This window comes from Micromonospora sp. WMMD710 (assembly GCF_029626045.1).
Taxonomy (GTDB): domain Bacteria; phylum Actinomycetota; class Actinomycetes; order Mycobacteriales; family Micromonosporaceae; genus Micromonospora.
In genome coordinates this window covers 1,948,085-1,968,324 of the sequence record NZ_JARUBD010000001.1, presented here as the reverse complement: position 1 = coordinate 1,968,324, position 20,240 = coordinate 1,948,085, and the positions used below count along the sequence as shown (strand labels likewise).

Here is a 20,240-nt window from a genome sequence, read left to right as displayed (position 1 = left end):
CGCGCTCCTCGGTCAGCTCCTGACGAAGCCCTCAGCGCAGCGCGGGGCAGGACCGGCTTCAGCATCAGCTATTTATTGGATTATCGGTAACGCTAATCCAACAAATACTCGCCACGAAACGGGCATAAGGTGCGCGCATCATAATGACAGTTCTTGTGCGTAAGCATTGTGTCTGATGTATTGGGCCTCGCGACACCGCCGCGATCGGGGCGGTTGTGCAGAGCTGGCCACCGCCACCGAGGAGGGCCGGCGTCTTCCCTCGGAGAGCGGCGCGCCGGCCAGCGCTGGCCTGACGGCGGCCCCTGCCCGCGGCTAGCGCAGGTGCCGGGCGAAGAACCGGGCCGCGTCCTCCCCCGCGAACTGCGGGACACCGGTGTGTCCGCCCATGTTGGCGTGCAGCGTCTTCTCCGTGGAGCCGAAGGCGTCGAACAAATCCAGGGCCGCCTGCCGATCGTTCCCTTCGTCATCCCACTGCAGCAGGACATGCAGCGGAATGGTGACCTGGTGGGCCTCCTCGACCATGGCGCGCGGCACGAAACTCCCAGCGAAGAAGCCGGCGGCCACGATGCGCGGCTCGACCACCGCAAGCCGGATCCCGACGGAGATCACTCCCCCCGAGTACCCGACCGGGCCGCCGATCTCGGGCAGCGTCAGGAGGGCATCCAGGGCAACCTGCGATTCCGGGACCGCCTTGTCGACGAGCGGCAGGATGAGGGCGTCGATGATCTCGTCGCGGACCGGCTCGCCGGCCTCCAGCGCCCGGCGCAGGTCGGCGCGGGCCTGCTCGGCGGCGGCCCAACGGGGCCGGTCACCGCTACCGGGAAGCTCGATGGTGGCCGCGGCGAAGCCATCCGCCGCGCAGCGCCGGGCCCGGGCCACCAGACGGGGGTACATCGTGCGCAGCCCGAGCGGGGGGTGGCCGAGCAGGATCAGCGGCACCGGTGCGGATGCGGCTGCGGGTGTCCACAGGATGCCGGGGATCTCGCCGAGGGTGAATTCGCGTTCGAGGACGCCGTCATCGAGGCGCCGCTCAGTGGTGAATCGCATGGTCGTGCCTTTCGGGAGTGCTCGTGAACGGCGCTCCCGGACGACCTATCGCCCAACCGTGACCCCAGAGGGGAGCACCCATGTCGAAACGTTCACGGGTACCACCTCCTCGGTCTCTCGCACGGCCTCCCGGAAACTAGCAGCGGCCGCCGTGATCCGCCAAACGGGTTTCCGCGGAGGCCCCGTGGGCGGGCGGGTCGAGGAGGTCGCGGGCGCCCTGCCGGAGCAGGGCCGCGGCGACGGAGGTGCCGAGGGTGATCGGGTCGGCCGCCCACTCGTGCACGTCGAGCACCGTCCTACCGTCGAGGCCGAGCACCCTCGCCCGCAGGCCGAGGCGCCCGTCGGGTTCGGTGCGGGCGAGCGCGGCGATCGGGGAGTGGCAGTTGCCCTGCAGGATGTGCAGCATGGTCCGTTCGGCCACGGTCTCCTGCCGGGCCCGCGGGTCGTCGAGGCTGGCTGCCAGGTCACGGGTGCTGAGGTCGTCGTCCCGGCATTGCAGGACGAGGGTCCCGGAGCCGACGGCCGGGACCATCGTGTCGACGTCGATCGGGTGCGTGATCCGGGCGTCCTGCCCGATCCGCTCCAGCCCGGAGACCGCGAGCAGCAGCGCGTCGTAGGTGTCACCGGCGTCGAGCTTCGCGAGCCTGCTGTTCGCGTTGCCCCGGATGGACACCGGCACCAGAGTCGGCCAGTGCAGGGCCAGTTGCGCGACCCGCCGGACGGCGGAGGTGCCGATCCGGGTGCCGGCGGGCAGTTGGTCGATCCGCAGCCCGCCCGGGTGCACGAGGCAGTCCCGGACATCGTCGCGGGCCAGGTAGGCGGCCATCACCGTGTCAGCCGGTGCCGGTCGGTCCCCGGGGATGTCCTTGACGCAGTGCACCACCATGTCCACGTCTCCGGCGATCAGGGCGGCGTCGACCTCCTTGGTGAACGCCCCCTTGCCGCCCAGCGCGGCCAGGTCACCGTGCCACCGGTCCCCGCTGGTCGACATCGACAGCACGTCCACGGTGACGTCGGGGTGCCGGTCGGCGAGCATCGCGCGGACCCGCTCGACCTGGGCGAGGGCCATTGGAGAGTTGCGGGTGCCGATGCGCAGCAGGCGGGAGTCGGACATGTCCGCGAGGGTAGTCCGGCCGATGCCAGCACGGACGACCAGGTGCGCGGGCACCCAGAGGATCAGGAGAGCGACGTGATCACGCAACGGTTCCGGGTCGCCGCGTACGCGGTGTGCCTGCGAGATGAGCATCTGCTGCTCGCCCGCTGGGTCTCGCCCGACGGGGCGCGGCGACATTGGACGCTGCCCGGTGGAGGGGTCGAGCACGCCGAGGATCCGTTCGACGCCGTCGTGCGGGAGGTGGCCGAGGAGACGGGGTACGAGGCGCGGGTCGAGCATCTGCTCGGGGTGAACTCGCGAACGCGGCACGTCGAGCGCACCGACAGCGACGTCGTCGAGCTGCACATGCTGGCCGTGTTCTATCGGTCCCGGATCGTGGGCGGTGAGCTTCGACCCGAGACGGACGGCACGACCGACCTGGCGCGTTGGATACCGATGACGCGGGTCGCCACCCTGGAGCGTTCCGTGGTGGTTGACATCGGACTTCAGCTGCACCGCGGCGCGCCACCCACCGGGCACATGGAGCCGATCCCGATGACGGCCCTGCTGCGACACTGAATTCTCGGCACCAGTCGGTCCGGTTCTCTACGATCGCCTGATGGTGCAGCCGAGCTACCCGATCCGCACCGAGCGGCTCACGCTGCGCCCGGTCACGATGGACGACCTCGACGACGTGTACGCGTATCAGAGCCGACGCGACGTCGTCCGCTGGATGCTCGGGGCCGAGCCGCGTACCCGGGAGCAGTCGCGGGCGTCGGTGCGCGTCATGGCGGGTGAGGACGCGTGGCGCGCGGAGGGCGACTGCCTGACGGTGGCCGTGGTCGGCGACACGGGGGTGATCGGGACCGTCGAGCTGGTGTGGCACGGCGAGCGTGACCGCACGGCGGAACTCGGGTACGTCTTCCACCCCGACCACGGCGGTCGTGGGTTGGCCACGGAGGCGGTCACGGCGCTGGTGGACTGGGGGTTCGACGAGGCCGGGCTGCACCGGGTCTTCGGTCGGTGTCATGCCCGCAACGAGGCGTCAGCCCGTCTGATGGCCCGGATCGGGATGCGTCCGGGAGGCCCACCATGTGCGGAGCTACCTGTATGACGGAGAGTGGGCGGACCAGCTTGTCTTCGCCGTCCTGTCCGACGAGTGGCGGCCGCGGGGCTGACGACTACGAGCGGCCGTACGCGGCACGTGCCTGGGCCACCTCGGCGGCCTCGCGCTCACGCCACCGGCGCTGCGCCTCCCGGTTGCACGCCCGGCAGACCCGGCGGTAGCGGCCGGTGCTCTCGTCGAGTTCGCGGTCGTGGCCGTTGCGGCACTGCGCGCGTTGGGTGCGGCCGCGGCGGGTCTCGGAGCGGCTGACCTGACGCAGATGTGTCGGCTCGATGCAGTCCGCGGCGCCGCAGGTGTGGTCGACGTCGAGGGCGGGGTCGTACCCGCCGACCAGGACCACGTACGCGGCGATGTGCGCCCAGGCCCGGCCGGCGACCTTCTGGTGGACCCCGCGGCGGGAGCCGTAGCCGTGGATGACCAGGCAGCCGCCGTCGGTGCGGTGTGCGCGTTGCAGCAGGTACGCGCGCAGCGACTCCTCGGTGTGGTAGCGGGACAGACCCCGCACGGCCGAGAGCACGATGTCACCGTACCCGCGCGTCGCGGATACGCCTGCTCAGGCCCGGCGCACGAACCCACCCACGCCGTCGCCACCGAGGTCAGGAACCGGCGGTACCCCTGCCGTGAACTTAAGAGGGCGGGAGCCGTTCCTGCCATGTCGGCTGCCGCAGTCGTCCTGGCTGGCCCGGCACGGATGGTGGCGCGGCCAGGTGGCCTCGCATGGTTCGTTCACGATTGTCGGAGGAGAAATAGTTCATGCCTAGAAAAGTCGAGAACCTCACCGGGGAATCTGCCCGCGAATTCCTCGCGCATACTCTCGATGGAGACATGCCGAGGCGGGCCGAGAACCTCACCGGAAGATCCGCCAGCGAATCCCTCGCACACGGTGTCGACGGATCCTCTCCGGCTTCGGCGCCCGCGGACAGTGGCCCGAGCCGGCGCGAGCATCGATACTCCGATCTGACGTTGCTCCAAGCCCCCGGCGTCGCCGCGGTCGCGCGTCAGAGAAGTGGTGGCCGAGCAGCCGCAGGACGAGTTACACCAGGCGTGGTCGACCACATGGCGGCGATTGCCTCTGCTGCCTCCCTCACATCGTCGACATCTGCGGGCACCCCTGGTCGGAATACCCCTGCAGCCCAACCCACGCTCGCTCGCCGAAACGCGATGCGGCGGGACAGCGGTTCGGCGCCGTCCACGGGGCAAAGCCGCAGGGCTTAGCGATGCAAACCGGCCGCTCAACCCGTGAGCGCACTAACAGGTTCATGGGTTGAGCGGCCGGCGGCGGCTATCGGCGCGCCTGGCTGGGCGACCGCCGGCACCAGTCCCGGTAGGCGGTGGGGGCGATCACGGCGCCGTCGGGAGCGATGAGGGCGTCGCCGGGTACGGCGGCGAACATGCCGGCGCTGTTGTCGGTGGTGACGGTGCGCTGGTCGCCGTGGGCGGCGAGGGTGATCCGCCCCAGGTCGTCGAGGCCGAAGACGTCCGGGCCGGCGACGTTGCGGACGCCGCCCAGAGGGGCGCCCATGCTGACGTCGGCGACGGCCTGTGCCACGTCGGCGGCGGCCATCGGCTGCACTGGGGTGGCGGGCAGCCGGACGGTGTTCTCGTCGGCGGTCCAGGACAGGATCGCGTCGACGAACTCGAAGAACTGGGTGGCGCGGACGATCGAGTACGGGATGGGGCCGGCCTTGAGGAGGTCCTCCTGCAGGACCTTGGCGCGGTAGTAGGCCAGGTCGGGCACCTCGTCGACGCCGACGATGGACAGCACCACGGCGTGGCCCACGCCCGCGTTCGTGGCGGCGGCGAGCAGGTTGTCCATGGTCGTCTGGAAGAAGGCGGGGGAGGCGTCGTCGAAGGTCGGCGAGTTCGTCAGGTTGACGACGGCGTCGGCGCCGGTGAGGGCGTCGGCCAGCAGCGCGCCCGTGCCGGCGGCCAAGCTGGCGGAGCTGCACGACGTCTCCAGCAGCTACCTCGCCAAGCAGTTGCAGTCGCTCGCACGCGCCGGCCTGATCCACTCCGTGCAGGGCAAGTCGGGCGGCTACGTGCTGACCCGCGCTCCGGAGAGCATCACCCTGCTCGACGTGGTCCGGGCCGTCGACGGCCCCGGCCCCACGTTCGTCTGCACGGAGATCCGCCAGCGCGGCCCGCTGTCCACCCCGGCCGCCGCCTGCACCAGCCCGTGCCCGATCGCCCGCGCCATGTGGGCGGCGGAGGACGCGTGGCGCCAGGCGCTCGCCGGGGTCACGATCGCCGACCTGGCCCGCGACGTCGACGTCGACTCCGGCCCCGAGGCCCTGGTCAGCGTCAGCGCCTGGCTCGGCGGCGACAAGGACGGTTGAGCACGGGTCAGCCCGTGTGGCGTACCTCGGTGTCCCAGATCTGCGCCCACGGACGCCGCAGCCCCCGGCACACGTAGATCGGGCCGCCGTTCTCGTCGTTGTCCACCTCGACCCGCTGGTCCACCCGCCCGGCGAGCGCGCACGCGTCGAACCAGGCGGTCAACCGGTCGGGGCGCTCCCAGCCGACGGCGACCACCACGTCCGCGTCGGCCGGCGGTCGGCCGAAGTCGGCCATGCTGTTGTGCCCCGAATAGGCGCGGGGCAGGCCACGGGCCGGACCGTACCGGGCCACGGCACCGGCCTCGCCGTAGTTGCCGGTGAGGATGACCGCTCGCGAACGCTCCTGCGTCGGCAGGCCACGATGGACGGCGGCGAGAGAGTCGGTGAACGCCGGCCAGCCGATCGTCTCACCGGCGTCGTAGTTGACGTCGACCACGAAACCGGGCAACCGCTCGGCCGGCAGCACCGGCAGCAGCAGCACCACGGTGGGCAGGAGGAACGGCACCGCGCCCACCGCGAGCAGTCCCCGACGGCGCAGGACCGACCCGCGCGAGGCCCACGCCACCGTCACGACCGCGCCGGCGGCGGTCAGGACCAGCAGCAGCGGCGCGTCGTAGTAACCCTTGCCGCCGGCGATCAGCACGACGCCGATCACGACCAGCCAGGCCCAGCCCACCGCCCGGTACGCCCGCCACACCGGCCGGCGCAGCAGCGCGACGAGACCGGCGATCCAGATCGGTACGGCGTACGGGCTGATGATGACGAACTGGAGGACGAACGCGTCGAGGCGACCGCTGTAGGAGCTGTCGCCCTCGGAGATGGAGGCCGCCACTCCGAGCTGCGGGAAGCCGTGCGTCGCCTGCCAGATCAGGTTCGGTGTGGCCAGCAGCACGGCGACCCCGGCGGCGGCGAGCACCCACCGGTCGCGCAGCAGCCGACGCGGCCCGGCGATGAGCACCCCGGCGATGAGACCCACGGCCAGCAGGGCGGGCAGCAGCTTGTTGAGCATGCCCACGCCGAGCGCCAGCCCGATACCGAGCGCCCAGCGGCTGTCACCGGTGCGCAGCAGCCGTACCGCGCACCAGGCCGCGGCCAGCCAGGCCAGCAGGTCGACGGTGGTGGTGCTGAGCAGGTGCCCGCCGGCGAGCACGATGCCGGACAACGCGGCGAGCACCGCCGCGAAACTCTGCCCGCCCCGGCCGGCGCCCAGCTCCCGGGCGATGGCGGCGACCAGGAGCACCGCCACGCCGGCGAGCACCGCCGAGGGGGTACGCAGCAGCACCAGGTTGCCCGGCGCGATGGTGTCGAGCAGCCGGGCCAGCGCCGGAACCAGCGGACCCTGGTCGACGTAGCCCCAGTCGAGGTGTCGGCCGGCGAGCAAAAAGTACAGCTCGTCGCGGTGGTAGCCGTAGCGGCCGGCGAGCAGCAGCAACGTCAGGCTGGTCGCCGCGGCCGCCAGCCACGGGCCGAGCGCGCGCGGGCCGGGCTGCGGTGGCCGACCCGGTGAGGGCTGGGCCGGTTGGTGAGGTCGGTCGATGCCGATCGCGGACTCGCTCACCCGCCCATCATCGCCCCCGTGGCCGCCGCGCGGGTGCCCGCGAGCCTCCGGGTGCAGGTGCCCCGGCCGGGTGCGAAGATCAGCTTCGTCACTCGGACCGGAAGGACGACATGCGATATCGCACTCTGGGCGCCACCGGCACGGTGGTGTCGACCCTGTGTCTGGGCACGATGACCTTCGGCGCCGAGACCGACGAGGCGGGCAGCTTCGCGCAGCTCGACCGCTTCGTCGACGCCGGCGGGACCTTCATCGACACCGCTGACGTCTACTCCGCCGGCATCTCCGAGGAGATCGTCGGGCGGTGGCTGTCGGAACGGCCGGGCGTGCGGGACCGCCTGGTGATCGCCACCAAGGGCCGCTTCCCGATGGGCCCCGGCGCGAACGACGCCGGCCTGTCCCGGGTGCACCTCACCCGCGCCCTGGACGCCAGCCTGCGGCGGCTCCGTGTCGAGGCCGTCGACCTGTACCAGGCGCATGCCTGGGATCCGCTGACCCCGCTGCCGGAGACGCTGCGGTTCTTCGACGACGCGGTCCGCGCGGGCAAGATCCGCTACGCCGGGGTCAGCAACTTCACCGGCTGGCAGTTGCAGAAGGCGACCCTGCTCACCCAGCACCTCAACCTCACCCCGGTGGTGACGCTGCAACCGCAGTACAACCTGCTGGCCCGCGAGATCGAGTTCGAGCTGGTGCCGGTCTGCGAGAACGAGGGCATCGGCATCCTGCCGTGGTCGCCGCTGGGCGGCGGCTGGCTGACCGGCAAGTACCAGCGCGACAGCACGCCCACCGGCGCCACCCGCCTCGGTGAGAACCCGCAGCGCGGCGTCGAGGCGTACGCGGGTCGCAACGCCGACGAGCGCACCTGGCGGGTACTCGACGCGGTCGGCCAGGTCGCCGGGGAACGTGGCGTGTCCATGTCGGCGGTGGCGTTGGCCTGGCTGGCCGCCCGACCGGCGGTCACCTCGGTGATCCTCGGCGCGCGCACCATCGAGCAGCTCGACGACAACCTGACCGCCGCCGACCTGGTCCTCGACGCCGAGCAGATGCGGCTGCTGGACGAGGCGAGCGCCCCGCCCGTGGGTGACTACCCGTACGGCGGCGCGGGGGTGCGCCAGCGCGGCCGCGACCTGCCGACCGCACCGTGATCCCGTTTCCCGAGCCCACCGCGGCGGCCGGCAGTCGCAGCGAGGTCTTTCTGCGCTACCTGGACTACTTCCGGGAGTCCGTGCTGGCCAAGGTGTCGGCGTTGGACGAGACGGAGGTGCGACGCAGCCGGCTGCCGTCGGGCTGGACGCCGCTGGAACTGCTCACGCACCTGCGCCACGTCGAGCTGCGCTGGATCGAGTGGGGCTTTCAGGGCCGGCAGGTCGCCGAGCCGTGGGGTGACCGTCGTGGGGAGCGCTGGTACGTGGCGCCCGAGGAGACCCGCGCGGACCTGGTGGCGGCACTGCGCGCGCAGGGCGCGCACACCAGCTCCGTGGTGACGGGCCACGACCTGGCGCAGGTCGGGGCGCCGGGCCCGCGGTGGAACGGCGCCGAACCGGCGTCGCTGGAGCGTGTGCTGTTCCACCTGGTGCAGGAGTACGCCCGTCACCTCGGCCACCTCGACGTGGTCGCCGAACTCGCCGGCGGCCCGACCGGCGAGTGAGGCCAGCCGCGATACTGGGACGATGCCGCTGCTCGTCGCACCTGCCCTGCCCGCCGGGAGCGTCGGCGGGCAGGAGCAGCCCCACCTTCCGGTACGCCCCGGGCTGGCGTTGCGACCGTGGCGTGACGGCGATGCCCCGCTCGTCCGGGTCGCCTTCGACTGCCCGGACATCCAGCGGTGGCATGTGCGCCGCTTCGACGGCGACGACGAGGCGCGGGCGTGGACGGCGCAGTGGGCCGGCCGGTGGCGTGCCGAGACGGCCGCCAGCTGGGCGATCGTCGACGCCGACGACCGGCCGGTCGGTCAGGTGGGGTGGCGGGGTGTGCTGCTCAGCGAGGCGTCGGCGCACCTGTCGTACTGGGTGTTGCCCACCGCCCGTGGCCGGGGTGTCGCCGCCGCGGCGGCGCGGACGCTGACCCGGTGGAGCTTCACGCGCGCCGGGCTGCACCGGCTGGCCCTGGAGCATTCGACCGCCAACGCGGCGTCGTGCCGGGTGGCCGCGCGGGCCGGGTTCACCGTGGAGGGTGTGCTGCGCGGGTCGGTGCGGCACGCCGACGGCTGGCACGACATGCACCTGCACGCGCGGCTGCGCACCGACCCGATGTGACGCCTCAGCGGGCGGATCGAATCACCGGCGCACTACGGCTGCTCGTACGGCGGGTGAAACCCTCGGCCCGGCACCTCCGCACCCACCCCGAGCGGACAAAACGGTCAAGCCGACATGCTCAGACAGGTCGCGAAGCCATCTGGCGGATCGAAGTTCGAGATCACCTCACTGAACCACGGCCTCTGGTGGTCCCGTTACATAGGTGTGCCACTTGATCGCGGCATGCGCTCCACACCAATAGCTCAAGGGAGAATCGGCATGTAGCGGCACTTGCGGGCGGCGGGGTCGGACCCGCCTGGCCCGGCGGAAGTCAGGTGTACAGAGACCCTTGGAGCTCCTTCCGGAGGACAATCGGGGCCTAGCCTGGGAGCGCTCACCCGGCTGACCGCGGGACGGCGCAACACCTATAGGTGCAGTCCCCGCAGATGGCGTTCTGATCGTCGCCGCGAGCGGCGTGCCCGACTTGGTGGTTTAACAGCGACCGGCCAATAGGCGTCACCTGAGTCGGCGGGTTGTTGGCCGGGTGCAGCGGCGGATCTCGCCGGATCGGTTGATCCATGAGTTCGTGCGCTCAACCACCCACTGCTTGCCGACTTGGACCGGGGCGGGCGCACTCCCTTGCGGGCGATATCGGCGTCGACGCGCCGATATCGTCGAGCAGAGATCTCACGAGTGCGGTTGCTGTCGTAGCCGCGATCGAGGGGGGGTCGCGACCTACTCAGGCCAGGGGCGGTGGAGTTGGGCGCTGAACGCTTCGAAGGTGTCACGCAGCAGCGGCGAGTCATGACAACCATTGGAGGCGACGAATGCCAGAGAATCTGGACGAGATTAAATCCACGTATAGAGAACTTTATTCAAAGGGTATGGAGGCGTGGGACGCGCATGACCAGAATGCTGCCGCAGCTCATTTTCGGCAGTGGGCTGACTTTGCCCTCGACAACCGCCTGACCCCTGGGTGGACTGCGGGGTCTAATCAAGACGGCCGTGCGGTGACGGCACACGATCTCGCTCGTCGAATTTATGAGCATGAGCGAGATTTTAGAGAGCTAGCCGACGAGGCGGCGGTTCAAGCTCGCATCCGAGCTACAGAAGCGCGCCGCCAGGCTCGGGTGGCGGCTGCTGCTGCGAGCCGATCTCAACGGACAGTGTTTGGCAAAGCGCGGGGTGGTGGGCCTGAGGCAGGTGCTGGCGGCCGCCTTTCCCGTCTATCGAATGTGTTCCCATTTGGCCGCAACAGATGGTCGGTTAATCGGGGCCCTGGCCGTTGGTGAAGGGCTGCCCTAAGACCGTGTGTCAGTTGGGAGTGGACCCGTCCGTAGTTTCCAGACCATAAACAACTCCAGCGCTGGTCACACGGGCTGATCATGCCGGGCTCCAGACGTCCGAGCAGGGTCGCCTTGACCAGCGCTGGAGTTGTTTTTCGCGGGAAACTACCGCGCGGCCAACTGGAGGCAGGCCTGGTTGATCGCGAAGACCTGGGACGGGATCGGCCGAAGCCGGTGTTCTTGCCGGTGCGGATGCGGTAGCGCCCGGCCTCGGCGCGCCTGCACCGCCAATCCATCCGAGCCTGAGAACCTTTTTCACATGGTGTCCTCCGACGCTCCGGTGCTCGTCCGCCCCGCCGCCCGTCCCGCCCTGCCCGGCGGGCCGGTCGACGTCACCGAGGCGTGGCTGCGCAACCGGCGACTGTCCGAGCACACCCGCGACGCGTACCGGCGGGACGTCACCGGCTGGCTCACCTGGTGCGCTGGCCGCGACCTCGATCCGCTGCGGGCCACGTTTCTGCATGTCAACGAGTACGCCCGGGCGTTGGAGTCCACCATCGGGGCGCGCAGCGGCCGACCGCTGACCCCCGCCACCGTGGCGCGTCGGCTCTCCGCGCTGTCCAGCTGGTACGACTTCCTCGTCAAGCTCGGCGCGGTGCCGGCCAACCCGGTCGCCGGCGCGGACCGTCCCCGCGTCGACCGGGACCACTCGGCCACCGTCGGGCTCACCCCCGAGGAGGTCGACGCGCTGCTCGGCGCCGCCGACGCGGAGACCGGCCCAACCGCCGCGCGCAACCGGGCCGCCATCGCGCTCCTCGCCGACCTGGGCCTGCGGGTCGGCGAGCTGATCTCGCTGGACCTGACCGATCTCGGCACCGAACGCGGCCACCGCAGCGTGCGCTTCGTCGGCAAGGGCGGCAAGCAGCGCCGCCGCGCCCTCACCCCCGGCACCGGGTACGCCGTGGACGCCTACCTGGCCGAACGGGCCGCCGCCACCGGCGTGCCGGTGCCGCAGCTCACCGGACCGCTGCTGGTGACCGCCAGCGGCGCCCGGCTCGACCGACACTCGGTGTTCCGGATGGTCCGCCGGCTGGCCCGGTCGGCCGGCATCCCGGCCTGGGCGAGACTGTCCCCGCACTCCCTACGCCACGCCTTCGCCACCACCGCCCGCTCCGAGGGCGTCCCTCTGGAGGATGTGCAGGACGCGATGGGGCACGCCGACCCACGGACCACCCGCCGCTACGACCGCGACCGGCACAACCTCGACCGCGATCCGGCGTACGTGGTGTGGGCGGCGCGCTCGCGGCGACGCGGCTGAGCGTCGTACCCCCTTCCTGCCCCGGTCTACCTGCCAGCCACTGTCAGGTACGCCGGCGATTCCCGACCCGCCGCGCATCGTGGGTCAGCGCACGTCGAGCGGCCACACCGACACCCGCGCGGCACTCTCGCGGCAGACCAGCCGGGCGCCGGCCCGGCGGCAGTCGGTGATCCCGGCCGGGAGGACGCCGCGCACCCGAGGGCCGTCACGACCCACCGTCGCGACCAGGGTCCGCCGCCCGTCCGCCGCCGTCCCGAACAGCACCAGCGTGTCGGTGGCACCCCGGGCGCCCGCCACCGTGCGCCACCGCTGCCCGGCCGGCCACGTCCAGGCGCGCGTCCCGGATCCCGGGTCGAACGCCCACCGGCCGCCCCGGTCCTGCGCGCAGAGCAGACCCTGACAGGCCCGCAGCGTCAGGTCACCCGCCTCGACCGGCATCCGCCAGCGCGGCACCAGGCCGGGCAGGTCGTACCCGGTCAGCGTCACCCCCGCACCACTGGGGTGGCGCAGCACCAGGTGCCCGCCGACGGCCTGCGGGTTGTCCGGGCCGTAGTCCGCAGGCGGCAACGACCCCTGCCCGCGCACCCTGCCGTCACGCGCGTCGAGCAGCCGGGCCAGCCCGTCGTCCTGCACCAGCAGCACCCGCGCGGGTGGATCGGGCAGCACCTCCAGCACGGCCGTCGAGGGCACCGGCACCGACCACCGGGTGGCGCCGGTGCCGGCGTCGACGCCATGCACCACCCCCTCCACCCGCCGCCCCGGCTCGGACGCGCTGCGCACCTCGCTGACCGCCACCGCCGTGTCGCCGACCGCGTACACCCGCTCGGGTCGCCGCCACAGCGGCAGGCCGGTCCGCACCGACCGGGCCGTCGTCGCCGACGCCCGGCGCAGCTGGTCGCGTTCGGTGATCAGCAGGAGGTCGCCGGCGATCTCGGCGGACCATCCGGTGGCCGGCGACATGCCGACCCGCCACCGTGGCGTGCGGTACGACGCCGCCGTGTCGTACGCGCTCAGCGTCGGCGGGTCGGCCCCCGGATCGACGACCAGCAACAGCGGGCCCGCGCTGAGCAGGATCGCCCGGCTCGGCAGTGCCGGCCCCACCTGGGCGCTCAGCCGCGCCGGCGCGGCGGCACCGCCGAGCAGGGCACACATCGCCAGCAGCAGCGCCACCCGCCAGCGCGGCGACGGCCCGGCCGGCGGCCGGTGCTCGTCGTCCGGGGGCGCACCCCGGGTGTCGCCCAACTCGATCAGCACCGACACGGGTGCCCGCCCTCCGCTCGCGCCGGCCGTTCAGCAAAGCAGGTCCAGGTGGTGGTGGGCGTCCTCGGCGATCTCCTCGTGCCGCAGCCAGCGTCGCGCCCACAGCCGGGCGGCCAGCTCCGCCTGCTCGTCACCCCAGGCGGCGTGCTCGACGAGCAGGGCGGTGGTCAGCGCGTACGACAGGCGCAGCGCCAGCCCACGGGCACCCGCGACGACCGCCTCGGCGCCCGCGTCGGCGGTCACCGCGGCGATGGTGTCCCGCAGCTGCGCGGTCGCCGCGGCCAGCGTGTCGGCCAGCGCCGGCGACAGCGGCCGGGCCAGGTCCACGGCGGCGGCGAGCCGGCTCAGCAGCGGCGCCCCCGCGTCCTCCCGGGTCAACGCGCGCAGCACGTCCAGGGCCAGCACGTTCGTGGTGCCCTCCCAGATCGGCAGCACCTGCGCGTCGCGCAGCAGCCGGGGCACCCCGGTGTCCTCCACGTAGCCGGCCCCGCCGAAGCTCTCCACGTACTCGCTGGCCGAGCCGACGGCGAGCCGGCCGGTGGCGAGCTTCGCCAACGGTGCCACGATGCGCAGCTCCGCCGCGGCCGTCGGATCGGCGCCCACCTCGACGCGTCCGAGCAGCGCGAACGCGTGCCCGGCCAGGGCGAACGCACCCGCCGCGTCGACCGCGAGGGCGCCCAGGGTGGCCCGGTGCAGTGGCGAGGACGCCAGCGCGCCGCCCGCGACGTGCCGCACGTCGGCGTACGCCCGGGCGTAGGCGAGACCGCGGCGCATCCCACCGGCCGCCGCCGCGGCGTTGTGCACCCGGGTCACCACGACCAGGGTCATCGCCCGGACCAGGCCGGGCACCGCCGGGTCGCCCAGCGGCAGCGCGTACGCGTCGTGCAGGCCGATCTCGGCCGTCGGCAACGCCCGCGTGCCGAGCTTGTCCTTGAGCCGGTGCACGGTGACACCCGGCGCCGGCGCGTCGGCGGCGGCCCCGTCGGCCAGGGGAGAGTCGGCCGCGTAGCGGGGCACCAGGAACGGGGCGAGCACCCGGCTGCCCCGTCCGGTGCCCTCCGGCCGGGCCAACGCCACCGCCATCGCCGCGTCCGCGGCCGAGCAGAACCACTTCTGGCCGGTCAGCCGCCACGACCCGTCGGCGGCGGGCCGGCCAACGGTGCTGGATCGGCCCAGGTCGGAGCCGCCCTGCGACTCGGTCATCCACTGCCCGCTGGTGATCGCCGTGGCCGGGTCCGTGGAGATCAGCCGGGGCAGCCACGCGTCCCGGACCACGGCGTCGACGTCGGGCATGCTGAGCAGCGCCGCCGCACCGTCGGCCATCGCCACCGGGCAGGAGAACGTCGCCGACTCCGGGCCGTACAGGTGCAGCAGGGCGTGCTGGACGACCCGCGCGGCGGCGCCCCAGGTGCCGCGCGCGTCCGGCAGGTAGGGCAACGCGACCACGGCGTGCCGGGCGGCGGCCGCACGCTGCGTCTGCCAGCCGGCGGACACCTCGATCCGGTCGACGCGAGCGCCCCACGGGTCGTAGCGGACCAGCGTCGGCGGGTGCGCTTCGGCGTCGGCGTGCGCCGCGCGCAGCGGCCCGCTGACGTCGGCCGCCAGGTCGGCGAGGCGGCCCTTCGCGGCGGCGTGCCCGGCCGGGCCGAGGTGACGTTCCAGCCAGGACCGCAGCAGGGTGTCGTCGGCGTACGGGTCGGCGGGGGGTGGTACCGGCTGCACGAAGCGGTTCATCGATCGGCTCCTGGCACTGCTCGGGGGTGTGCGCCGACGGTAGACGATCCGTGGCCAGTCCGAACAGGGCGCACCGGCGCACCGGATTTCTGACTTGTCCCGCTGCGGCGTGATGGTGTTCTCTACGGTCGGTAGTCGTGGGTGCCGGCCAGCCGTGGAGCCGACCGGCCCGGCGGACCCGTCCGATGCGTACCGGGCTGGCGTTCGCCGGGTTCGGCGTGGCGCTGTGCTGCGTCGGGGTGGCGGGGCTGGCCGCCTGGAACCTGCAGACGGTTCGTGGGGCCGCCGGCCCGATCCGGGAGACCGCCGACGGTTTCCTCAACGAGGTGACCCTCGGCGACACCACCGGCGCGTACGACCGGTTGTGCAAGGACGCGCGCAGCCGCTGGAGCGCGATCGGTTTCACCAGCTGGGTGCGTACCCCGCCGATGGTCACCGACTACGAGATCACCGACGTGTCGGTGGCCACCAGGAGCGGGCGCCCGCACGGCACGGTGACGGTGATGGTCACCCGCGACGGCGGGATCAGCGAGGAGCGCCGCCTGCCGGTGGTCCGTGAGGACGGGGACTGGCGGGTGTGCGGTGACCCGTTCTGAGCCGCCGGTCCGCGAGCATTGCCGGGGCTGCTGTGGCACGCAAGAAGCCCCCGGCCTGCGCCGGGGGCTCTGCGGTCGGTCGGTCAGCGAGCGGTCTTCGCCATCGCGACGAAGCCGCGCCACGACGCGGGGGTGAAGGAAAGGGTGCCACCGTCACGGTTCTTGGTGTCGCGGACGAGGACGACGCCCGGGAGGTTGTCGGCGACCTCGACGCAGTTGCCGCCGTTACCGCCGCTCTTGGTGCTCTTACGCCACTGCGCGCCGGTCATGTCCATGATGCTGCCGCTTCTCTGAGAAATTCCAAGGAGCGCCCTCGGGGAAGTGCCTCGCCTCGAATGCGTTCCCAACGTCGTTCGAGCGTAACAAGATCTGCCGGCTGGTCGAGGATCTGAGCGCGTGCCGGGCTGTCGACGTGTGCCACCCGGGTCCCGTCCGGCATGTCCGCGATCGTGAAGGGACCGTCCAGCCCGGGGTAGCTGGGGGCGTCGGCCGGCACGATGTGAAGCTGGACGGTCCCCCGTTCGGCGTAGGCGAGCAGGTGCGCGAGTTGCGCCGCCATGAGGGCGCGATCGTCACCGACGCGTCGACTGAGCGTCCCGGCGTCGAGCACGGCGACCAGCAGAGGCCCGCCGTCGCGGGTCAGGATCGACTGTCGGCTCATCCGGGCTTCCGCGAGCTCGGCGACCTTGTCTGCCGCCAGCACGCCGCCGGCCAGGGTCGCCCGGGCGTACGCCTCGGTTTGCAGCAGGCCAGGTATCCAGGCGAGTTCAAAGGCCCGCAATGTCACCGCCTCGCGTTCGATGTCGACCCAGGGCCGGAACCAGACCGGTTCCCGTCGCGTCATCACCTCCGGCCACAGGTCGGCTACGTCCCGGCTAAGCACCCGCGCCACGTCGGCGCGGTGCCGGCTGCGCGGCGTGCGTCCCGGGTTGGCCCAACGCGCGGCGGTCTTCGGATCGACTCCCACCTGACCTGCGAGGCTTTCAGCGGTTACTCCCGCCTCAGCCATCGCGGCGATGAGTCCCTGATTCATCGCGTCCCCTCCTGACGTCCCGAACGTCCCAAGGGAACCCTGCTACGGAGTGTATGCGTACCGCAACCCCTGGCAAGGTTTTTTGTAGACGACGTGACTGACGGTAAGGGGCCCTTGTCCGCGGGCGCGTCGTGGCCGGGGGCCCGGCTGGCACGACGGCGAGCACCGAGGCCGGGCCCCCTCCCGACGACACGCAGGGGGACAGCCGTGCCGCAAGCGCCGAAGCCCGCAGAACCCGAGAAGCCGGAACCGCCGAGCCTCCCGCCGGAACACCCGATCGGGTTTCCCGCTCCACCGTTGCCGCGACCCGACCGGGTGTTCCGCAACCTCGCCCCCGCGCACCGCTGGGTCACCGGATGACGGCGGCCGCGCGAGCACACCATCCCGGTCTGCCGCACTGGCGGTGCCGGCGCTGCGGTGCCCCCTGGCCGTGTTCGCCCGCACGCCTGTCGCTGCTCTCCCGGTGGCACGGCGACCGCGTCGGGATGGTGCTCATGCTGACGACCCTGCTCACTGAGGCGTACACCGACGCGGTGAAGCTGGGTTTGACGCCCGACCCGGCGGCGTACGTCGAACGGTTCCTGCAATGGGTCCGTCCGCGCGGCGACGGCGGGAGTGGTCAGACGCGGGGGCCGAGGTCGCCGCTGCGGTAGTGCCGGCGGCACAGCACCTGGTAGCGCACGTCGGCGGTGTCGACGGTATCGCCGATGACGACCTGGGCGCCCTCGCGGACCACCCGACCGTCGACGACGCGGGCGTTGAGCAGCCCCTCCCGGCCGCACCAGCAGAGCACCTCGACCTGGATGCGGGCCACCTCGTCGGCCAGCTCGAACAGACGCTGCGCGGCGGGGAACAGGCTGGAGCGGAAGTCGGTGGCCAGACCGAACGCGAACACGTCCACGTCGTAGCTGTCGACCAGCTCGGCCATCTGCTCGACGTGCTCGACGGTGTAGAAGCACGCCTCGTCGCAGATGAGGTAGTCGACGCGTACCCCGTCGGCCCACCGGCCCCGCACGAGAGCCCGCAGGTCCAGGTCGTCGGTGACCTCGATGGCCTCGTGGGCCAGGCCGATGCGGGTGGTGACCTGCGGGCCCAGCGACCGGTCGATGCGGGTGGTGACCAGCCCGCGGCGGCCCTGCCGGGCGTGGTTGTAGTTCATCTGCAACGCCATCGTGGACTTGCCACAGTCCATCGGCCCCCAGAAGAACTTCAACGCCGCCGCGTGCACCGGACGCCCGTCGAGACCGCGTGCCGCCGCGCACCCCGCCGGAGCGTGCGGCTGGCCGGGGAACGGGTGGGCCAGGCAGGTCGGGGCGGCAGCGGCGTCGTCAGTCACGGTCGGGCAGCCTAGCCGATCGACCGTGCCTGATCTGTCGGGTGCGGGATGCGTGCTCAGAGCACCCGGGGTGGCGTGTTGCCGGCCGCGACGATGGCCCGGCGGATCGGCACGGCCGCCAGGAGCAGGAACCCGACCACGAAGAAGATCAGCAGCGAGACCAGGCCCACCCGGTAGGAGGCGGTGAGTTGGAACACCAGCCCGAAGGCGAGTGGCCCGAGCCAACTGGTGCCCTTGTCGCTGATCTCGTAGAAGCCGTAGTACTCGCCCTCCTTGCCGGCGGGGATGAGCTGGCTGAACAGTGACCGGCTCAGCGCCTGGCTGCCGCCGAGGACCAGGCCGATGGCCGCGCCGAGGACCATGAACGGCACCGGCGCCTCGGCGGGAAGCCGGAACGCGGCGATGATCACACCGGTCCAGAGAACCAGGCTGAGCAGCACGGTCTTCCACGCGCCGATGCGCCGGGCCAGCGCGCCGAGACTCAACGCGCCGCCGAACGCGAGGAACTGCACCAGCAGGATCGTGACGATCAGGGTGCTCTGCTCCAGCCGCAGCTCCTCGGTGCCGTACTGGCTGGCCAGGGTGATGACGGTCTGGATGCCGTCGTTGTAGACCAGGAACGCCAGCAGGAAGAACAGCGTCAGCGGGTACGCCTTGATCTCGCGCAGGGTGCGGCCCAGTTGCCGGAACCCGTCGAGGAGCACGTTGCCCCGCTGCCCCAGGGCCGCCTCCGCGCTGGGGCGTTCCCGCAGCCAGCGCAGCGGCACCAGGGTGAACACCGCCCACCACACCCCGGCGGAGACGATCGACCAGCGGGCCAGGTCCAGGGTGCGCTGCGGGTTGTCGTCCTCGCTGAACAGGGTGACCGCGACCAGGTTGAACGCCAGCAGCAGCCCGCCGCCCAGGTAGCCCAGCGCCCAGCCGCGACTGGAGATGCCGTCGCGCTCGTCGGGGCCGCCGAGCTGCGGCAGGAACGAGTTGTACACCACGATCGCGGCGCCGAAGGAGATGTTGGCGATCAGGAAGAGCGCGCCACCGAGCAGGTAGCGGTCGCCGGTCACGAAGGCCATCGCGATGGTCGCGCCGGCACCGGTGAACGCGGCGCCGCCGAGCAGCCGCTTCTTGTGCGCCGACCGGTCCGCGATCGCCCCGATCACCGGCAGCACGAACACGGTGAGGAACACCGACAGCGAGATCAGGTACGGGTAGTACGACCCCGCCGCCACCCGGATGCCCAGCGGGTGCACGTACCCGTCGCAGGTGTCCGCGCCCAGCTCGCACCCGGCGGCCAGCTCGGCGACGGTGGTGATGAACGGGCCCAGGAACACCGTGATGACGGTGGTCTGGAACGCCGAGTTGGCCCAGTCGTAGATGTACCAGCCGCGCCGCTCCCGGCGAGTGCTCGCCGGAGGCGGGGTGTCGTGCACCGTGGGGGTCACGGTCTCGGCCATCGGGGGTCCTTGATGGTCAGGCGGCCCAGTGGCCGCGGCTGCGGTAGACGTCGCGCAGCACGCCGACGTGATCGGTCATGATGCCATCCACGCCACGATCCAGTAAGTCGTGCATCTGGGCGGGTTCGTCGATCGTCCAGACGTGCACCTGCAGGCCGAGGCGGTGGCAGTAGTCGAGGAACCGGCGGTCCACCACGGGCACCCGCCCGTAGCGCGGGGGCACCTGCGCGGCGACCACCGAGGGGGGCAGGCGCAGCGGACGTCCGTGCAGGGAGGCCAGCCGCAGCCGGGCGACCCCGCGCATGCCGAGGCTGGTGGCGACCCGTCCCCCGGTGAGGGCGCGCAGCCGGGTCAGCCGGGCGTCGCTGAACGAGGCGAGCAGCACCCGGTCGGCGGCGCCGACCTGGGTCACGGTGGCGACCGTCGGCTCGACGCCGCCGTCGGCCTTCACGTCGATGTTGAAGCGGACCTGCGGCCAGGCGCCCAGCACCTCGTCGAGGCGGGGTACGACGGCAGCACCGCCGACGCGTACCGAGGCGAGGTCGGCCCAGCGCAGGTCGGCGATGCGTCCCGGTTCGCCGGTGACCCGCGCGAGAGTCGGGTCGTGGAAGATCACCGCGACGCCGTCGGCGGTGGCGTGCACGTCGGTCTCCACGTACCGGTAGCCGAGCCCGATGGCGCGGGCGAACGCCTCGGTGGTGTTCTCGTCGCCGTCTGCGGCGCCGCCACGGTGGGCGAACGCCAGCGGCGCGGGCGCGTCGAGGTAGCCGAATCGGGTCAGCACGCGACGCAGTATGCCTGCCGCCGGTGGAGGCCGGGTGACCTCCCGGCGACA

General features: G+C 72.3%; 21 protein-coding genes and 1 pseudogene. 9 read left to right on the top strand and 13 right to left on the bottom strand.

What is annotated here, in order from left to right:
* Positions 1–312 precede the first annotated feature (312 nt).
* Together O7620_RS08990 and hemC are read right to left on the bottom strand one after the other, a co-directional pair.
* Complete coding sequence (locus O7620_RS08990; RefSeq protein WP_278122659.1) at positions 313–1,047, bottom strand: alpha/beta hydrolase; 735 nt, start codon at positions 1,045–1,047, stop codon at positions 313–315.
* A gap of 136 nt (positions 1,048–1,183) precedes the next feature.
* Positions 1,184–2,161 carry a hydroxymethylbilane synthase gene (gene hemC / locus O7620_RS08985; RefSeq protein ID WP_278122658.1) on the bottom strand — a complete coding sequence of 326 codons (978 nt, stop codon included), beginning with the start codon at positions 2,159–2,161 and terminating at the stop codon, positions 1,184–1,186.
* A 75-nt stretch (positions 2,162–2,236) separates the two neighbouring features.
* Between hemC and O7620_RS08980 the strand changes: the two genes are divergently transcribed.
* Together O7620_RS08980 and O7620_RS08975 are read left to right on the top strand one after the other, a co-directional pair.
* On the top strand, positions 2,237–2,719 hold the full coding sequence (locus O7620_RS08980; RefSeq protein ID WP_278122657.1) for an NUDIX domain-containing protein: 483 nt from the start codon (positions 2,237–2,239) through the stop codon (positions 2,717–2,719).
* A gap of 40 nt (positions 2,720–2,759) precedes the next feature.
* Entirely contained in the window at positions 2,760–3,254 is a 495-nt protein-coding gene (locus O7620_RS08975) for a GNAT family N-acetyltransferase (RefSeq protein WP_278122656.1), read from the top strand.
* A 67-nt stretch (positions 3,255–3,321) separates the two neighbouring features.
* On the opposite strand, the gene O7620_RS08970 is transcribed toward O7620_RS08975, so the two are convergent.
* Positions 3,322–3,783 carry an HNH endonuclease gene (locus O7620_RS08970; RefSeq protein ID WP_151493202.1) on the bottom strand — a complete coding sequence of 154 codons (462 nt, stop codon included), beginning with the start codon at positions 3,781–3,783 and terminating at the stop codon, positions 3,322–3,324.
* A 765-nt stretch (positions 3,784–4,548) separates the two neighbouring features.
* Complete coding sequence (locus O7620_RS08965; RefSeq protein ID WP_278122655.1) at positions 4,549–5,199, bottom strand: NAD(P)H-binding protein; 651 nt, start codon at positions 5,197–5,199, stop codon at positions 4,549–4,551.
* Between O7620_RS08965 and O7620_RS08960 the strand changes: the two genes are divergently transcribed.
* Positions 5,186–5,602 carry an Rrf2 family transcriptional regulator gene (locus O7620_RS08960; RefSeq protein WP_278122654.1) on the top strand — a complete coding sequence of 139 codons (417 nt, stop codon included), beginning with the start codon at positions 5,186–5,188 and terminating at the stop codon, positions 5,600–5,602. The genes O7620_RS08965 and O7620_RS08960 overlap by 14 nt on opposite strands.
* Positions 5,603–5,609: 7 nt before the next feature.
* Here O7620_RS08960 and O7620_RS08955 read toward each other — a convergent pair whose 3' ends face one another.
* Positions 5,610–7,160: a glycosyltransferase family 39 protein gene (locus O7620_RS08955; protein ID WP_278122653.1), complete on the bottom strand. Its 1,551-nt coding sequence runs from the start codon at positions 7,158–7,160 to the stop codon at positions 5,610–5,612.
* A gap of 110 nt (positions 7,161–7,270) precedes the next feature.
* Between O7620_RS08955 and O7620_RS08950 the strand changes: the two genes are divergently transcribed.
* The 3 genes from O7620_RS08950 to O7620_RS08940 are packed head-to-tail and all read left to right on the top strand — an operon-like array spanning position 7,271 to position 9,412.
* Positions 7,271–8,302 (top strand): aldo/keto reductase, encoded by a 1,032-nt coding sequence (locus tag O7620_RS08950; RefSeq protein ID WP_278122652.1) that lies wholly within the window; start codon positions 7,271–7,273, stop codon positions 8,300–8,302.
* Positions 8,299–8,805, top strand: coding sequence for a DUF664 domain-containing protein (locus O7620_RS08945; RefSeq protein ID WP_151491746.1), 507 nt, complete (start codon positions 8,299–8,301; stop codon positions 8,803–8,805). Before O7620_RS08950 ends, O7620_RS08945 begins: the two co-directional genes overlap by 4 nt.
* Before the next feature lie 22 nt (positions 8,806–8,827).
* Entirely contained in the window at positions 8,828–9,412 is a 585-nt protein-coding gene (locus O7620_RS08940; RefSeq protein ID WP_151491745.1) for a GNAT family N-acetyltransferase, read from the top strand.
* Between the two features lie 525 nt (positions 9,413–9,937).
* On the opposite strand, the pseudogene O7620_RS08935 reads toward O7620_RS08940, so the two are convergent.
* Positions 9,938–10,044: pseudogene (locus O7620_RS08935) on the bottom strand (IS5/IS1182 family transposase); the annotation flags it as partial.
* A gap of 952 nt (positions 10,045–10,996) precedes the next feature.
* Between O7620_RS08935 and O7620_RS08930 the strand changes: the two are divergent.
* The gene (locus O7620_RS08930; protein ID WP_151491744.1) at positions 10,997–11,995 is read left to right on the top strand and encodes a tyrosine-type recombinase/integrase; all 999 of its coding nucleotides are present in this window, start codon (positions 10,997–10,999) and stop codon (positions 11,993–11,995) included.
* Between the two features lie 84 nt (positions 11,996–12,079).
* Here the strand turns inward: O7620_RS08930 and O7620_RS08925 are convergent, their stop codons facing one another.
* Positions 12,080–13,255, bottom strand: a complete 1,176-nt coding sequence (locus tag O7620_RS08925; protein ID WP_278122651.1) for a hypothetical protein — start codon at positions 13,253–13,255, stop codon at positions 12,080–12,082.
* A 30-nt stretch (positions 13,256–13,285) separates the two neighbouring features.
* On the bottom strand, positions 13,286–14,989 hold the full coding sequence (locus O7620_RS08920) for an acyl-CoA dehydrogenase family protein (protein WP_278122650.1): 1,704 nt from the start codon (positions 14,987–14,989) through the stop codon (positions 13,286–13,288).
* A 137-nt stretch (positions 14,990–15,126) separates the two neighbouring features.
* Here O7620_RS08920 and O7620_RS08915 point away from each other — a divergent pair, with 137 nt between their 5' ends.
* Complete coding sequence (locus tag O7620_RS08915; RefSeq protein WP_278122649.1) at positions 15,127–15,585, top strand: hypothetical protein; 459 nt, start codon at positions 15,127–15,129, stop codon at positions 15,583–15,585.
* Between the two features lie 83 nt (positions 15,586–15,668).
* Here the strand turns inward: O7620_RS08915 and O7620_RS08910 are convergent, their stop codons facing one another.
* Positions 15,669–15,860: a DUF397 domain-containing protein gene (locus O7620_RS08910; protein WP_278122648.1), complete on the bottom strand. Its 192-nt coding sequence runs from the start codon at positions 15,858–15,860 to the stop codon at positions 15,669–15,671.
* Complete coding sequence (locus tag O7620_RS08905; RefSeq protein WP_278122647.1) at positions 15,851–16,618, bottom strand: DUF5753 domain-containing protein; 768 nt, start codon at positions 16,616–16,618, stop codon at positions 15,851–15,853. The genes O7620_RS08910 and O7620_RS08905 overlap by 10 nt, the downstream gene beginning before the upstream one ends.
* Before the next feature lie 494 nt (positions 16,619–17,112).
* Between O7620_RS08905 and O7620_RS08900 the strand changes: the two genes are divergently transcribed.
* Positions 17,113–17,271 carry a hypothetical protein gene (locus tag O7620_RS08900; RefSeq protein WP_278122646.1) on the top strand — a complete coding sequence of 53 codons (159 nt, stop codon included), beginning with the start codon at positions 17,113–17,115 and terminating at the stop codon, positions 17,269–17,271.
* On the opposite strand, the gene O7620_RS08895 is transcribed toward O7620_RS08900, so the two are convergent.
* The 3 genes from O7620_RS08895 to O7620_RS08885 form a co-directional block, all read right to left on the bottom strand.
* Positions 17,238–17,846, bottom strand: coding sequence for a thymidine kinase (locus O7620_RS08895; protein WP_225854687.1), 609 nt, complete (start codon positions 17,844–17,846; stop codon positions 17,238–17,240). The two genes, O7620_RS08900 and O7620_RS08895, sit on opposite strands and share 34 nt — an antisense overlap.
* A gap of 164 nt (positions 17,847–18,010) precedes the next feature.
* Positions 18,011–19,405, bottom strand: a complete 1,395-nt coding sequence (locus O7620_RS08890; protein ID WP_278122645.1) for an MFS transporter — start codon at positions 19,403–19,405, stop codon at positions 18,011–18,013.
* Positions 19,406–19,421: 16 nt separating this feature from the next.
* Entirely contained in the window at positions 19,422–20,189 is a 768-nt protein-coding gene (locus O7620_RS08885) for a glycerophosphodiester phosphodiesterase (RefSeq protein WP_278122644.1), read from the bottom strand.
* Positions 20,190–20,240 lie beyond the last annotated feature (51 nt).